The 16,017-nt window shown below is 40.7% G+C and carries 14 protein-coding genes, 2 tRNA genes and 1 riboswitch; of the genes, 2 read left to right on the top strand and 14 right to left on the bottom strand.

Annotated features, from left to right (window positions below; genetic code table 11):
* Window positions 1-33: 33 nt before the first annotated feature.
* From DW152_RS05805 to DW152_RS05760, 10 genes are all read right to left on the bottom strand, one after another.
* Window positions 34-1,149, bottom strand: a complete 1,116-nt coding sequence (locus DW152_RS05805) for a 4-hydroxybutyrate dehydrogenase (RefSeq protein ID WP_118288175.1) — start codon at window positions 1,147-1,149, stop codon at window positions 34-36.
* Window positions 1,150-1,266: 117 nt separating this feature from the next.
* Window positions 1,267-1,372: riboswitch (TPP riboswitch) on the bottom strand.
* Window positions 1,373-1,600: 228 nt separating this feature from the next.
* Window positions 1,601-1,674 (bottom strand) — tRNA-Pro (locus tag DW152_RS05800).
* A 55-nt stretch (window positions 1,675-1,729) separates the two neighbouring features.
* Window positions 1,730-1,800 (bottom strand) — tRNA-Gln (locus tag DW152_RS05795).
* A gap of 334 nt (window positions 1,801-2,134) precedes the next feature.
* On the bottom strand, window positions 2,135-3,073 hold the full coding sequence (locus tag DW152_RS05790) for a nucleotidyltransferase family protein (RefSeq protein WP_118288174.1): 939 nt from the start codon (window positions 3,071-3,073) through the stop codon (window positions 2,135-2,137).
* A 170-nt stretch (window positions 3,074-3,243) separates the two neighbouring features.
* Entirely contained in the window at window positions 3,244-5,085 is a 1,842-nt protein-coding gene (glmS, locus tag DW152_RS05785) for a glutamine--fructose-6-phosphate transaminase (isomerizing) (RefSeq protein WP_118288173.1), read from the bottom strand.
* A 79-nt stretch (window positions 5,086-5,164) separates the two neighbouring features.
* Window positions 5,165-6,550 (bottom strand): phosphoglucosamine mutase, encoded by a 1,386-nt coding sequence (gene glmM / locus DW152_RS05780; protein ID WP_118288172.1) that lies wholly within the window; start codon window positions 6,548-6,550, stop codon window positions 5,165-5,167.
* Between the two features lie 135 nt (window positions 6,551-6,685).
* Entirely contained in the window at window positions 6,686-8,008 is a 1,323-nt protein-coding gene (locus DW152_RS05775; protein WP_118288171.1) for a hypothetical protein, read from the bottom strand.
* Window positions 8,009-8,088: 80 nt separating this feature from the next.
* Window positions 8,089-8,655 (bottom strand): hypothetical protein, encoded by a 567-nt coding sequence (locus DW152_RS05770; RefSeq protein ID WP_118288170.1) that lies wholly within the window; start codon window positions 8,653-8,655, stop codon window positions 8,089-8,091.
* Between the two features lie 92 nt (window positions 8,656-8,747).
* Window positions 8,748-9,101: a helix-turn-helix domain-containing protein gene (locus DW152_RS05765; protein ID WP_118288169.1), complete on the bottom strand. Its 354-nt coding sequence runs from the start codon at window positions 9,099-9,101 to the stop codon at window positions 8,748-8,750.
* 85 nt (window positions 9,102-9,186) lie between these two features.
* Window positions 9,187-9,714, bottom strand: a complete 528-nt coding sequence (locus tag DW152_RS05760) for a VanZ family protein (RefSeq protein WP_158570024.1) — start codon at window positions 9,712-9,714, stop codon at window positions 9,187-9,189.
* A gap of 244 nt (window positions 9,715-9,958) precedes the next feature.
* On the opposite strand from DW152_RS05760, the gene DW152_RS05755 reads away from it, so the two are divergent.
* Together DW152_RS05755 and DW152_RS05750 are read left to right on the top strand one after the other, a co-directional pair.
* Window positions 9,959-11,635 (top strand): alpha-glucosidase, encoded by a 1,677-nt coding sequence (locus DW152_RS05755; RefSeq protein WP_118288167.1) that lies wholly within the window; start codon window positions 9,959-9,961, stop codon window positions 11,633-11,635.
* A gap of 155 nt (window positions 11,636-11,790) precedes the next feature.
* Window positions 11,791-13,269 (top strand): nucleotide sugar dehydrogenase, encoded by a 1,479-nt coding sequence (locus DW152_RS05750; RefSeq protein ID WP_117536837.1) that lies wholly within the window; start codon window positions 11,791-11,793, stop codon window positions 13,267-13,269.
* 115 nt (window positions 13,270-13,384) lie between these two features.
* On the opposite strand, the gene gloA2 is transcribed toward DW152_RS05750, so the two are convergent.
* The 4 genes from gloA2 to DW152_RS05735 all read right to left on the bottom strand — a co-directional run bounded on the left by gloA2 (window position 13,385) and on the right by DW152_RS05735 (window position 15,773).
* Window positions 13,385-13,762: an SMU1112c/YaeR family gloxylase I-like metalloprotein gene (gloA2, locus tag DW152_RS05745; RefSeq protein WP_117536838.1), complete on the bottom strand. Its 378-nt coding sequence runs from the start codon at window positions 13,760-13,762 to the stop codon at window positions 13,385-13,387.
* A 61-nt stretch (window positions 13,763-13,823) separates the two neighbouring features.
* Window positions 13,824-13,919 (bottom strand): hypothetical protein, encoded by a 96-nt coding sequence (locus tag DW152_RS13810; RefSeq protein WP_442873191.1) that lies wholly within the window; start codon window positions 13,917-13,919, stop codon window positions 13,824-13,826.
* An 89-nt stretch (window positions 13,920-14,008) separates the two neighbouring features.
* Window positions 14,009-15,028: a dTDP-glucose 4,6-dehydratase gene (rfbB, locus tag DW152_RS05740; protein WP_117536839.1), complete on the bottom strand. Its 1,020-nt coding sequence runs from the start codon at window positions 15,026-15,028 to the stop codon at window positions 14,009-14,011.
* 19 nt (window positions 15,029-15,047) lie between these two features.
* Window positions 15,048-15,773 carry a hypothetical protein gene (locus DW152_RS05735; RefSeq protein WP_117536840.1) on the bottom strand — a complete coding sequence of 242 codons (726 nt, stop codon included), beginning with the start codon at window positions 15,771-15,773 and terminating at the stop codon, window positions 15,048-15,050.
* Window positions 15,774-16,017 lie beyond the last annotated feature (244 nt).

Raw genomic sequence — 16,017 nt, 5'->3', positions numbered from 1 at the left:
TTGAATATACTATTCTATACTTTCGTATACTATCTAGTACAGTTCTCTGTAAACTGCCTCCATCTGCTCAATGGTAGGCTTCACATAGCTCTGATTTAAAAGTCTCTGCTGACTTGCGTCTACACTTACGGCAAATGAATGGATTTCTTCTTCCTTCATGCCATATTCTCTTAATTTTTTACGACTGATAATCTGGTCTAACAATTCCTGCAGTTTTTCATAGACAACCGCTTCATCACATTCCATCATTTTTGCGAGAAATGCATTCAGACGAATGATTTTGCCGGTCGGATTCATTTTCTGATAAGCAGCAAATACGGCAGTCAGGAACTGATAATTTGCCTCTCCGTGTGCGACATGATACATTCCGCTCAGCGGATAGGACATGGCATGCACCATTCCGGTTCCGGCATTGCCAAATGCAACACCTGCCAGATTACTTGCCACAAGAAAATCTTCCAGCAGCTCCATCCTGTATTCTTTTCCATGAGCGATAATCTTACGGAATCCATGCACGATCATCTCCATTGCTTTCTCGCTGAACATCTCCGTGTAGAGATTCGCTTTTGGTGATACAAAAGATTCAATCGCATGGATAAATGCATCGATCGCGCTGGTTGCGAAGAACTCATATGGAAGCTCACGCAAAAGTTCCGGGATCAGCACTGCCTCATCTGCATAAATCTCGTCTACGGCGAGTCCTAATTTGCTGTGGATCGAAGTAATCTCTGTAATGGAGACATTGGACACTTCCGATCCTGCGCCACAGGTTGTCGGCACTGCAAGAAGTGTGCGCACTTTGCGAAGCGGTACTTCTTTCCGATAATAGCTCTCTGCTTTCGCTTCCCCGTCCAGTACAAGAATCTTCGCCATATCAATGACAGCTCCACCGCCGATAGCAATGATTCTCTTATAATCTCCCTGACGGAAATCCTCAAGCAGTGCATCGATCATTACATCTGTCGGCTCACCGCTGCCATATTTGCTCTTGTATTCTACATGTGCTTTCAGATTCAGCGGTGCAAAACAGGTCTCGTAAATCCGTTTTGTCGCGAGAATGAAATCATCCGCTCCGATGTTGTATGCTTCCACGAAGCTTTTCACATCATCATATTTCTCGATCACTGATTTCTGCTGAAATAATTTCATGACTGTTGTCCTCCTGTTGTTTTTCTTCTTTTTAAGCTTATTCTTAGCCTTCCTCCGTAAGCTCCAACTTGCACAAAAAAATCCTCCTGTATCTTCGACTGAAGACGAAGGAGGGTTCTGTAATATCTAATACATCCCTACGATGGCATTATCCATATCAGGTTCCGGGTCGAAGTTTCTAAACTTCCTCTCAGCCTATACATAAGCTCCCCTTGTCATCACTCTTTTACTCGTTAATTCATCTACTGTAACTATACTGGATAGTTACAGTCTTAACACAGTTAATGATACTCGCCCCACCAACAGATGTCAAGAAATTGCAATTATAAATCATGCAAGTATGACGCATTTTTCCCATCACCATAAGCTACAGAACTTGCCACCGGCAACTTTCTCCAGATGCCATAGCAAAAAAAAATCTCAAAGCAATAAGCTTTGAGATTCATCTTAATCGGAGTGACAGGATTTGAACCTGCGACCTCTACGTCCCGAACGTAGCGCTCTACCAAGCTGAGCCACACTCCGGCATGTCAACCGAATGTTTCAAACATTCAAAACACTCGGCGCCCCTGCCAAGGAACTACGGATAGAGGACTCGAACCTCTACTAACAGAGTCAGAGTCTGCTGTGCTGCCATTACACCAATCCGCATTACGTAGTTCTCTGTTGCGTTCGTTGTTTATCTTTTGTATTTCATCAGCGAACAAATATTATTATATCAGCAAATCCAAAAATTGCAACCCCTTTTTTTAATTTTTTTCAACTTTTTTGTATTTTCTTGTCGAGCGTCTTTGAAAATGCCCATTTTACACGGGTTTGCGATGGTTTGCAAATTTACAATTTTTTCGTTTCTATATTATTATACCGTTGATGTAATTGTATTTTCTCATAAAACGCTCCAACATTACAATAACTTCATAAAATCAAGAAAGACTGTTATAGCATGCACACATGCTATAACAGTCTTTCTTATTTCTGATAATTCTTACTTCAAGTCCTCAAACAGTTTCTCAGCGTATACGCCGTCTTCGATCAGTTTGGCAAAAGACTTTACAACATAGTCTTTGTCTTCTTTGTATGTTACACCAAACCATTTGTCATGAGAGTCAAGCACTTTTACAGATACTTTGTCAGCCTGTAATAGTTCATCAATATAAATCGGCAAAAGATATTCTGCTTTCAGGATGTCTTTGTCTCCCATTGTCTCAAAAAACTCTTTGAATCCATCTTCCAGCACACCAATAAACTCCGGTGTCAGTCCCCACATATTCATAGATACATAAGATTCCGGATCGATGGCTCTTAATCCGTCTTCTGTATCGGCTGCTGTACCGTCTGCTGTCTTCACAATGTTATGTGTCTCATGAACTGCTGTCAGATAGCCTTTCTCATTCAGTTCACACACACCTCTGGTAACAGATCCATTCTCGCTTAATGTGTTCTTCAGGATAAAACCTGCCATGCAGAATGCATTCGCCTTCTCCGGTGTGTAATCTACGAGGAAATCATGAAGCTTAGTAAATGCTTCCTTTCCATAGTAATCATCTGCGTTGATAACTGCAAATGGCTCTTTTAAAACATCTTTGCACGCAAGAACTGCCTGTCCGGTTCCCCACGGCTTCGTACGTCCGGCCGGAAGTTCGATTCCTTCCGGAAGTGCATCCAGCTCCTGGTATGCATATGCAATCTCTACATCCAGATCCGCACAGATCTTCTCAATACGATCTCCGATTGCTTCCTTAAATGCTTCCTTAATGTCCTTACGGATAATAAAGACAATCTTATTAAATCCTGCTTCGATTGCATCATGAATGGAATAATCCATGATGATCTCACCATGCAGTCCGACCGGTGCCAGCTGTTTAATTCCGCCGCCAAAACGGGATCCGATTCCGGCAGCCATAATAACTAATGTCGTTTTCATTTGTACCTCTCCTTGTTCCAGCATCTCTCAAGCCCGCCATCGGCATTTTCCTTCAGATGCTATGTTGCTCAATATTGCGATAATATTATAGCATTTTCATCACAATATTGAGCACCTTTTTTATTAATATTCTTTTAATATTTTCTAAACGACCGCCTTTTGTAGGAAGATTACTCTACTGTAACACTCTTTGCAAGGTTTCTCGGCTTATCTACGTCCAGACCTCTTGCAACGCTGACATAATAACCAAGGAGCTGTAACGGGATGACTGCCAGTGATGTTGCAAATAACGGATCTGTCTTTGGAATATATACCGTAAAGTCTGCTGTATCTTCAATATTATACTGTCCAAAATTTGTAAGTCCCATAAGGTAAGCGCCACGACTCTTGCACTCAACCATGTTAGAAACTGTCTTCTCATAGAGATCCGGCTGTGTCAGAACACCGACAACAAGAATGCCGTCTTCAATCAGAGAAATCGTTCCATGCTTCAATTCACCTGCAGCGTATGCCTCAGAATGAATATAGCTGATCTCCTTCATCTTCAGACTTCCTTCCAGGCAGATTGCATAGTCAATACCACGACCTACGAAAAATACGTCTCTTGCATTTGCCTGTTTGGATGCAAACCACTGGATTCTCTCTTTGTCTTCAATAATCTTCTCAATCTTCTCCGGTAAGGTTTGCATTTCCTTGATCAGACCGCTATAACGCGCTTCGTCAATCTCGCCTCTTACTTTGGCAAACTGGATTGCCAGTGCATAACCTGCAATTAACTGTGTGCTGTATGCTTTTGTTGTTGCAACGGAAATCTCCGGTCCAGCCAGTGTGTAGAATACATTATCTGCTTCTCTTGCAATGGAAGAACCTACTACATTTACAATTGCAAGTGTGCGCACACCTCTTGCTTTGGACTCACGAAGTGCAGCCAGCGTATCTGCTGTCTCACCGGACTGGCTGATCAATACAACCAGGTCCTTCTCATCCAGTAACGGATTGCGATAACGGAATTCGGATGCCAGCTCTACACGCACCGGAATTCTTGCAAGATCTTCCATTACATACTGTGTTGCAACTCCAACATGATATGCAGAACCACATGCTACAATGTGAATCTGACGAATATCTTTGATCTCTTCTTCTGACAGACCAACCTCTGACAAATCAATCTTGCCATCTGTCGTAAGAACAGAGTTAATGGTATCTCCTACAACTTTTGGCTGTTCATGAATCTCTTTGATCATGAAATGTTCATAACCGCCTTTTTCAGCGGCTTCTGCGTCCCAGTTAATTTCCTTTGGTTCAATCTCAATCTCTTCTCCGTCCAGATTGTAGAAAGTGATCTCACCTTTCTTTACACGCGCCATCTCCAGGTTGCCAATATAATATACATTTCTTGTATATTTCAAAATAGCCGGTACATCAGATCCAATATATGATGCTCCGTCAGCAACTCCGAGAACCATCGGACTGTCCTTTCTGGCCACATAAATCTCTTCCGGATAATCTTTAAACAAAACTGCCAGCGCATAAGAACCTCGGATGCGGACAATTGCGTGATTCATCGCATCAACCGGTGTTCCTTCATATTTCTTATAGTAGTAATCGATCAGTTTTACCGCTACTTCTGTATCTGTATTGGAATAGAATGTATATCCGTTTCTTAACAGTTTTTCCTTTAATTCCTGATAATTTTCAATGATACCGTTGTGAACAGCAACTACATTGCCATCATCACTCTTATGCGGATGTGCATTGTTCTCAGACGGCTCCCCATGTGTTGCCCATCTTGTATGGCCGATTCCACATGTTCCCGGGACAGCGGCACCATTATCTGTCTTCTCAGCCAGAATCTTCAGACGTCCTTTTGCCTTAACAATCTCAGCATCGCCATTTGCATCACGGACAGCAATTCCGGCCGAATCATAACCACGGTATTCCAGCTTGGACAGTCCATCCAACAAAATCGGTGCTGCCTGATTATTTCCTACATATCCTACAATTCCACACATATTTCTTAATACTCCTATCTTTCCTGTCAGATCATACGACCTTATCATCTATCTACATTTTCTGATTCTGAGAGCCAGGCTATCTTGTCTTCTCTTTTTCATTAATCACATTCACTACATCATCCACATATTTCTGGCAGATGTCGTGTGTCTCAGCCTCTACCATTACACGTATCAGTGGCTCTGTACCAGATTCACGGACAAGGATTCTTCCTGTATCACCCAGCTCGTCTGCAACTTTCTGTACTGCTGCCTGCACATCCGGATCTGCCTGTGCAACAGCTTTATCCTGTACACGTACATTCACAAGCACCTGTGGATAAATGTGTAAATCTTCTGTCAGCTGGCTCATTGTCTTCTTTCTTGCCATCATAACTTCCATCATTTTCAGACTGGTTAAAATACCATCACCTGTTGATGCATATTTTGAGAAAATAATGTGACCGGACTGCTCTCCACCAATTCGGCAGCCATTCTTCTGCATATATTCATATACATATTTATCTCCGACAGCAGTCTTCGCATAATCGATACCCTGCTCATCAAATGCTTTGTAAAGTCCGAAGTTAGACATAACTGTTGTAACAACTGTATTTGTCACCAGTTTTCCGCGCTCTTTCATATATCTTCCATATACGTAAAGAATCGCATCTCCGTCTACAACCTGCCCTTTTTCATCCACACAGAGACAGCGGTCAGCATCTCCGTCATAAGCGAATCCAACATCCATGCCTTCTTCTACCACGTACTTCTGCAGTCCTCCAATGTGTGTAGACCCTGCATTGTTATTGATATTTGTTCCATTCGGATCCGCATTGATCACGTAAGTCTTTGCTCCCAGTGCGTCAAATACAGATTTGGCAATATTCCATGAACTTCCATTCGCACAGTCTAATGCAACTTTGACACCCTTGAACGAATACATTCCAAGAGAAATCAGATATCCGACATAACGGTTCCTTCCTGATACATAATCTACGGTACGACCAATCTTCTCTTTGTGTGCATACGGAACTTCTGAATATTTCTCTCCAAATAATTCTACTTCTCCGTCCAGATATGCTTCGATCAGGCTGATTGTTCCTTCATCCATCTTCTCACCATTACCATTAATCAGCTTAATTCCATTGTCATAATATGGATTATGACTTGCGGAAATCATAATACCACAGTCAAACTCATCTACTCTTGCCACATAAGCTACAGACGGTGTTGTTGTAACATGAAGCAGGTATGCATCTGCACCGGATGCTACCAGTCCACCGACCAGTGTATATTCAAACATATAGCTGGAACGTCTTGTATCCTTACCAATTACAATTCTAGCCGGAGTGTCATCTCCATTCTGTCTTTTCAGTTCTCCATAATACCAGCCGAGGAAACGCCCAATCTTGTATGCGTGATCTGCTGTCAGGTTCCTATTAGCTTCCCCACGGAAACCATCAGTTCCAAAATACTTACCCATCGTTCTAAAATCCTTTCTACTTTGGTATATTATATTTGGCGTCCGGCAGATCCGGACTTGATTATTATCTCTTTTTATTAATTCCTTAGTTTTGCCTATAATCTTATTTATTATAGCGTAAATTGCCGGAATTTACTAGTCCCTATTGTTTTCTAAGTCATTATCCTCAGTTTTATTCCCCTTATCTTCCAGATTTACAATTCCTGAAATGTTCATAAGCCGTGACATCTTCGCCGCAGTTGCGATACTGTCACGCATTGTCTGTGGTATACGAAGACTTTTCGCAACTTCCGATACCACATCTTTTTGCATGCTCGCAGCTATCGCCGCCGGTCTGACTGCTGCCATTACTTCCTGCTGTCTACGCCGCATATCAGATAATACTTCCGCTATCATCTGCGTACTTTTTGTAACCGGTGAAATTGTATTCCATCTGGCAACATTTTCCACAGCTGCCGGTACTGCTGATATTGCAGACACCGCTGCCTTTGTAGCATCTGTCATAAGCTGAATATTTTCCAATACATCAACAAAACTTCCCAGCATATCTGCCCGACTCACATCTGTGAAGTTCTGCTTCTGGATCTCTCCAATCGCATGCTTCAGATCCCGGTTCAGACTTTGTAATTTTCTGGTTGTCTGCTTATATTCCGCGCCGCTGATCCGTTTCTGATGTGCCACTTTGTTGCGCACCGGATGTACGCCAACAATTTTCTCTTTCCACTTTTTCTGACTTCCAAGTGATTCAAAATGCCGCTCCCACAGGCTTGTCGGTCGAAGTTCTTCCAGCAACCGGCATAATTCTTCTTTTGATAATTGTTCAAAATCTGCTGTTTTACCAGCCGTCCCATTTGCATTTTCACCGCTACCTGCGACAACCTCCTCATACACAACTTCTCTTTCTGCAAATAAATATTCTTCCACTGTGGATAAATCCATTTGCTCCAGAGTCTCACTGATCGGCAGATTGCCTCTTGCATTCTTCTTAAGATCTGCCATCATCTCTTCCGGCACGGTCTCTTCCCGCCATGCACTTCCATACGCCTTCGTCACGATCAGAGATACCAACGCGCGAAGCAGCCGCTCAAACTCTGCATATTTAGGATAGAGCCGCTTACAATAGCTTTCCGAAATCCCATCATACACACGAATTGCCGTGTAATACTTCTGCTTCGGCGATTGATAAATGGTATCATCTAATGTCTGCAGTGCGATCACAGCTCTGTTCACTCTGGCTTTTGTACTTAATTCCAGGAAATATTGATCCGCACCACTCTTGCCGGAGATCTCATAAAACACTTCTACATCCTGCAAGCAAATGAAACCTGACATTGGCAAGTTGCCTGACTTCATCTTGCTGTCCTCCACGCCCAGCAGCTCAGCGATCTGCTCACACATAGATATCGAATCCTGCGTTTCTTTTTCTATAAAAATATAATTCATCTTCATTTCCGACATAGCAACCTCCTGCTACAATATAAGTAACAAAACCGCCTGTGTATCTTCAAAAACTCTGCGAAATACACAAGCGGAAAACTTTATCCCATATATTCTTTTACAAAATCTACCACTTCCAGGTTTTTGTTCCTAATGTTATCATCTTTTTCCATTTCTTCTATACTCATCCAATAATAATGCTTTCCATTTACAACAAAATCCTTTTCCATTTCCTGTTCTGAAAATCTATTAACCTGAAGCTCATATAAACGATGATTATAAATTCTATTTTCACGATGACTTACTGAATATTTTTCCTGCAACTTTGAAGTAATGTATCGACATTTTACTTCTTTCTGATTAAGCTTCAACTCTTTCACTACATTTGCAATAATCGCAGCTTCATCTCCACGTTCCTGCGTTTTATAATTCAAAAACAATTTGCAATCCCATATGATTTTTACTGCATATAAAATACCAATTGTACAAAAAAATACTTTTATTATTTCTCCAGATATTCCAAAAATCTTCTGATATTGCGCTGTCATTACTGACAATAAAAATGAAACACCTGCTATTACTGTATCAATAGTAACTTGATTCCCAATGTATTCTTTCTTTTGTTCAAGTAATAATTCTAATTCTTTCTTATCAATTACTAATCTCATTCAATATCCTCATTAAGATACAATAAATATTATCATACCTCTGTATTGTTGTCCAATTTAATTATGTTTCCTGCAACTTTTCAACACTTTCTCTACTTTTCCAAATCACTCAACGCCTCCAGATACCCCATGGCCCTCTTCTGCATATCCGGTTCCAACTTCTGGTATGTCTCAACAAGAGTTCCAATCTCAGTTCCCTTACTAATCACGTAAGTATCTGCACTTCTGCTTCTGCTTCCCATATGTTCAGCCCCGGACAGGAGATTATAAGGCGTTACGTTCAAAACTTCGCATATAATCAAAATCTTATCCGATACCGGATTCGTTCTCTTCTTTTTCCAGTCGCTGATCGTGCTTTCTGCAATCCCTGTCTTCTTTGAAAATTCTTTCTGGCTCATCTTCCGTTCTTTTAATAATTCAAAAATTCTATCGCTTACCGTCTTCATAACGTCTTCCCTTCCGTTTCTATAAAATCAGTTGCATAATTATTCATAACTAATCAGCCAGCTGTTCTATCTATATTAATTATCTCTAAACGCGTCTGACAGCATAATTTCCAACTACACTGCCAAGCAAACAACTGATCCCATTATGGATCATGTCATCCAATTCAAACCAGCCAAGCTTGAATATAAGCTGGCATCCTTCAATCACTACAGCCACAGCAACACCCGACAGGAAAGCATATCGTAATTTCACTTTCCGGTCCGTGATCCATGGTAATAAAAATCCCATCGGCGCAAGCATCAAGCAGTTCAAAACATTCTGCTCCAGTAGTAACTTATCATCCAGAACAATTCCGGTATACCACGACCAGAATGGGATTAATTTGACGATACGTCCCTGCATCGGTGTTCTCGTAAATGTTGTTGCTCCCAAGATAATGCCAAGAAATAAAGCCAAAATCCATGCTGCTATCGCCTGCGATCCATGTAATCTCTTCTGTCTGACACTATATGTTAAGCCAATTGCAAGCACTACTAACAAGACTACAAATATTGCCATCTGCCTCATGCTCCAACTCTGAAATTGTGTTCCTGCCATTTCAAATATATCCACTACTCTGCCTCCGTAAAGCTTTTTATTCATCCGTTTATACGAATTTCCACTTTTTATATTATGCCATGTCACTTCGGCACATGATTGAGGATGCATTTTCTTACTTAAGGGAGTATAATGAGATTGTTTCTAAAAATCGAAAAGATAATAATTTTTATTGAAACCACTATTAATCAATGAAGGACGCCAGGAACGGCTTCTCTTTCCACTGATACACACACTTTACAACGAAAGGATTTTTACTATGCAAAAAAAATGGTGGCACACAAAAACCGCCTATCAGATCTACCCGAAAAGCTTCTGTGACTCCAACGGAGACGGCATCGGCGATCTTCCAGGCATTATCAGCAAGCTCGATTATCTCAAAGACCTCGGTATAGATATTATCTGGCTCTCTCCAATTTACTGCTCTCCACTTGCAGATCAAGGCTATGACATTTCTGATTATTACAATATCGATCCACGTTTCGGTACAATGGATGACATGGATCTATTGATTGCCGAAGCAAAGAAACGTGATATGCACATTTTGATGGATCTCGTCGTCAATCACTGTTCGGATGAGCATGAATGGTTCAAAAAAGCCTGCGAAGATCCGGACGGAGAATATGGAAAATATTTTTACATTGAAGACTGCCCTAATGGGAAACTGCCCTGTAACTGGCGTTCCTACTTTGGTGGCAGTGTGTGGGAGCCACTCCCTGGCCAGCCTGGGAAATATTACCTGCACATGTTCCATAAAAAGCAGCCAGACCTGAACTGGGAAAATCCAAAGCTGCGCAAGGAAATTTATAAAATGATCAACTGGTGGCTTGATAAGGGACTTGCCGGCTTCCGCATCGATGCGATCATTAATATCAAAAAACCTCTTCCGTGGCAGAATTATCCGGCAGACCGCAAAGATGGAATGTGCAGTCCGGACGAAATGCTGAAACACGCAGTCGGTGTGGGTGAATTTTTAGGAGAAATGCGTGACCGCACCTTCCTTCCGCATGGTGCATTTACTGTCGGAGAAATCTTCAATGAAAAAGCGGAAGAGCTTCCGGATTTCATCGGTGACAACGGCTACTTCTCAACGATGTTTGATTTCAATGAGACTATCTTCGGTGCCAGCGCGAAGGGCTGGTATGACCAGACAGTAATCACACCAAATGATTACCGGAGCTGCTGCTTCGCCAGTCAGAAAAAGATTGAAGACTTCGGCATGCTCTCCAATATTATTGAAAATCACGATGAACCGCGCGGCGTTTCTCGCTATATCCCAGAGGGCGAATGCACCGACACTTCCAAAAAGCTGCTTGCCACAATGAATATCATGCTCCGTGGTCTTCCATTTATCTATCAGGGGCAGGAAATTGGTATGGAAAATGTAGAATTCCAGTCGATTGATGAAGTCGATGACATTTCTACACTCGACGAATATCAGGTGGCATTAAATGCCGGTCTGACACCAGACAGCGCCTTAAAGGCAGTAAACCGCATCAGCCGCGATAATGCCAGAACTCCTTACCAGTGGGATGCTTCTGCAAATGCAGGCTTTACAACCGGTACCCCATGGCTCAGGGTAAATTACAATTACAAAAAGATCAATCTGGAAAGTCAGAAAAATGATCCGGATTCTGTTTACCAGTACTACCGTCGTTTGCTTGCACTGCGCAAGGATCCAGCTTATGCTGAAACGATCGTATACGGTGATCTCCTCCCTGTATTTGAGAATCAGGACCGTGTCATGGCTTACTACCGAAAATCTGCTGACCAGACATTGCTCGTGATTGGCAACTATAAAACCCAGCAACAGACTTTGACACTTCCATCAAAGCTCAAACACATCGTGCTGAACAATCTGCCGCAGCTTAAGACCGAGGGCAATGAGATTATGCTGGAAGGCTATCAGGCAGTCATTCTGGAAATGCTTTCATAAAAGCAACAAATATTTTTGTTATTAATAATAGAATTATCTTTTTTCACAGCCCCTAACATTGACACCCTCACACGCTTCTGTTAGCATGAAAATGTTTTGGATTGTAATCATTTCACATTTAAAATGTGATAATTAATAACATCAAGGGAGTAATTATGAAAAAGATCTCTTATAAGAAAATGGCGGATACAATTATTGCCAAAAGAAAAGAGCAAAAACTTACGCAAGCTCAGCTTGCCAAAATGACTGGCATCCACAGAGCTATGGTAAGCCGATTAGAGGGATTAGATTATATTCCTTCCATCGATCAGCTTCAGGCCATTGCCGAAGCACTTGGATTCGAAGTAACCGATTTATTTGAAGAGGAAAATTCTATAGTAAATAAACCTATCCTCAATAAAAAATATAATATCGCTGTTGCCGGTACCGGTTATGTAGGTCTGTCGATTGCAACACTCCTATCCCAGCACAATCACGTAACAGCTGTAGATATTATTCCTGAGAAAGTGGAACTAATCAACAACAGAAAATCGCCAATCCAGGATGACTATATTGAAATGTATCTCGCTGAAAAAGAACTGGATCTTACCGCTACACTGAATGGAGAAGAAGCATACAAAAATGCAGACTTTGTAGTAATCGCAGCTCCGACTAACTATGACAGCAAGAAAAATTTCTTCGACTGTTCTGCAGTAGAGGCAGTTATTGAACTTGTATTAAAAGTAAATCCAGATGCAACTATGATCATTAAATCTACTATTCCTGTTGGATATACAGCATCTGTAAGAGCTAAATATAATACAAAAAACATTATTTTCAGCCCTGAGTTCCTACGTGAATCAAAGGCACTCTATGACAACCTGTATCCATCCAGAATCATTGTATCCTGCAATGAGGAATCAAAAGAAAAAGCTGAAATCTTTGCAAGACTTCTTCAGCAAGGAGCAATCAAAGAAAATATTGATACATTATTTATGGGATTCACCGAAGCTGAGGCTGTAAAACTTTTTGCAAATACTTACCTCGCTCTTCGTGTTTCTTATTTCAACGAGCTGGATACTTATGCTGAGACAAAAGGCTTAGATACACAGGAAATCATCAACGGTGTCTGCCTGGATCCGCGTATCGGAACACACTACAACAATCCAAGCTTCGGTTACGGTGGATACTGCTTGCCCAAAGATACAAAACAGCTTCTGGCAAACTTCAATGATGTTCCACAGAACATGATTTCTGCTATCGTAGAAAGTAATAGAACTAGAAAAGATTTTATTGCTGATCAGGTGTTAAATATGGCTGGATATTATGATTATTACAATCGTGGGGATTATGCTCCGGATCAGGAGAAGAATTGCGTTATCGGTGTTTACCGCTTGACTATGAAATCAAACTCTGATAACTTTAGACAGTCTTCTATTCAAGGTGTCATGAAACGAATCAAAGCAAAAGGGGCTACTGTTATCATTTACGAACCAACGTTAAAAAATGGAGAAACATTCTTTGGATCACTCGTGGTAAATGATCTAAAAAAATTCAAAAAGAAAAGTCAAGCAATCATCACAAACCGGTACGATTCCCGTCTGGATGATGTACTTGACAAAGTATATACACGTGATATTTTCAAAAGAGATTAATAGATATTATATAATATAGACATTTTACATATTAACAAAACCTGTATTTTCCCAATCGAAAATGCAGGTTTTTGCTCATCTTATTACTTTTCCAATCGTAAGCGCTTAAATTCAATTATTCATGGATTTCTAATGGCAAGCCATCCGGATCATGGAAAAATGTCATTTTCTTTCCAGTATAATCGTCTAAACGTATCGGTTCTGTTGCTATTCCTTTTGCGTTAAGCTCCTTAACCGTATCGTCAACACTTTTTACCTTAAATGCCAGATGTCTTAAACCAAGTGCCTCTGGATAATTCACACGGGCCGGAGCATCCTTTATAATAAATAGCTCAATCTCCTGCTCTCCACAAGCTAAATCTATTTTATAATCATCCCGTTCCTTTCGATAATTTTCCTGGATTATTTCAAATCCCAGTAAATCAATATAAAAATGTTTTGATTTATCATAATCGCTTCCTATAATTGCAATATGATGAATTGTGTCAAACATTGATTTATCCTCCTTCGTTTTTCCTATAAGTTTATCACAGTAAGATTTTTATGAAAACACATTAATTCTCTGTTTTTTTCAATTTTTCATCACCTGCCGCCTTCGTTCCATAATAGCAAACCTTAGCCAGCTTTTTCCCATCACTCAGCTTTGCAATATCGTATGTAATTCATTCATGACATCATGACCAAGCTGGCCTGCCACGCCTGTTACAAATACTTTCATTTCTTATCGCTCCTAATATTCTTATCTGTTTCCGTACATTTTTTCGTAGTAGTTCTGATATTCACCGGAAATAATTGTCTCCCACCATTCCTTATTATCTAAATACCACTGGATCGTCTTCTTAATTCCATCTTCAAATTTTGTTTCTGGAAGCCAGCCTAATTCGTTGTGAATCTTTGTTGGATCAATGGCATAACGCATATCATGACCTTTACGGTCTGTTACATGAGTAATCAGACTTTCCGGCTTTCCAAGTTCTTTACAGATAATCTTTACAATGTCAATATTCTTCATCTCGTTATGACCGCCGACATTGTAAACTTCTCCAACACGTCCCTTATGGATGATTAAGTCAATCGCACGGCAATGATCCTCTACATAGAGCCAATCACGAACATTTAATCCTTCGCCATAAACAGGTAATGGCTTATCTGCTAAAGCATTGGCAATCATTAACGGGATTAACTTCTCTGGAAAATGATATGGTCCATAGTTGTTAGAGCAACGGCTAATTGTTACAGGCAGCCCATAAGTTCTGTGGTAAGCAAGAACTAATAAGTCTGCTCCTGCCTTTGAGCTACTGTATGGAGAACTTGTATGGATTGGTGTCTCTTCTGTAAAGAATAAGTCCGGTCTGTCTAATGGAAGATCTCCGTAAACTTCATCAGTGCTTACCTGATGGTATCTCTTGATACCATATTTACGGCAGGCATCCATCATAACAGTAGTTCCTTTAATGTTTGTGTCTAAGAAAATCTCAGGATTTTCAATAGAACGGTCTACATGGGATTCTGCTGCAAAGTTCACAACCATATCTGGATGTTCCTCTTCAAATAATTTATAGATTGCTTCTCTGTCACAAATATCAATCTTGCAGAAACGGAAATTAGGATTATCCATTACTGGAGCTAAAGTAGATAAGTTTCCTGCATATGTAAGCTTGTCCACACATACAATTCTATAATCAGGATATTTATCCAACATATGAAATACAAAGTTACTTCCAATAAATCCGGCTCCTCCAGTTACGATAATTGTCATTCTTCTATCCTCTTCTTTCTTAATACAAATGTTGATGCATTTTCTTCTCTATTGCTTCCGGAACTCTGATGATGCCAAATCGCCATAGTATCGGATAAATATATGAAACTCCTCTAATGTCTCCAAGTGCCTTCGGTTTCTTCACTTCTTCTGAAATCTTCTTACTATTTTCAAATGCCAGCACCACACTACTCCAGGCAAGACTCTTACTTTTCTCTCTCCGGTCTATCAGCAGCTCTCTGTTATACTCTCCGTTTTTACCGACCTTCAATTTATATCGGAATGGTAATCCTGTTGCCGTTTTAAATGGATACTCCTGAAATGCAATAACAGTCTGCCACAGATTTTCTTCTGATGGTATTTCGTGTAGAAGCCGAACCTGCTCTTGCCGAATCTTATACGTCCGGCATCGCTCCGCATTTAAACTTATCTCTGCTGCATTATAAATTCCCTTAGTGTAGGGCAGATAGGAATGAACCGATGCTCTGGAAAGACCTGTGAGTTTCATAATCTCCGGAATCTTTTTCCCCGACTGATGCAGATCATTAATTTCTGTACATATATCTGATGTGAATACATCTGCAGTAATAAGTAGCTTACGAAGTTTAAGCAGACTAATATTTAACTCATCTGCCAGTGATCTTAAGGAATCTGCTTCTTCATAGGCATCTCTTAACTCTTGAAGAAAATTGTTAAATTGAAGTTCTGGATTATATTCTGGTTTCTTTTTTGGTCTTCCTGCCATTTCTAATTCCTATTTCCATGTGAATCCAATCAGCTTACACCTAAAACAGAGGATTCTTTGCTCCGGACTAATGCTCCGATAGCTGTCCTCTGTTTCTTATTTTATTTTTTCACTTTCGCTTTCTGAAATATCCTAAATAATAGATGACACCACCTACTGCTCCACCAAGTGTATTATAGGTCAGATCCGATATGAATATTACGGTGCGGCAGAGCCGCCAGTCCGGTGTGGCGAGAGCCACCTG

It is taken from the genome of Dorea sp. AM13-35 (assembly GCF_003473885.1).
Classification (GTDB): Bacteria; Bacillota; Clostridia; order Lachnospirales; family Lachnospiraceae; genus Dorea_D; species Dorea_D hominis.
Note: the sequence above shows the minus strand (reverse complement) of the source record. Positions and strands in the feature narration are given on the sequence as shown.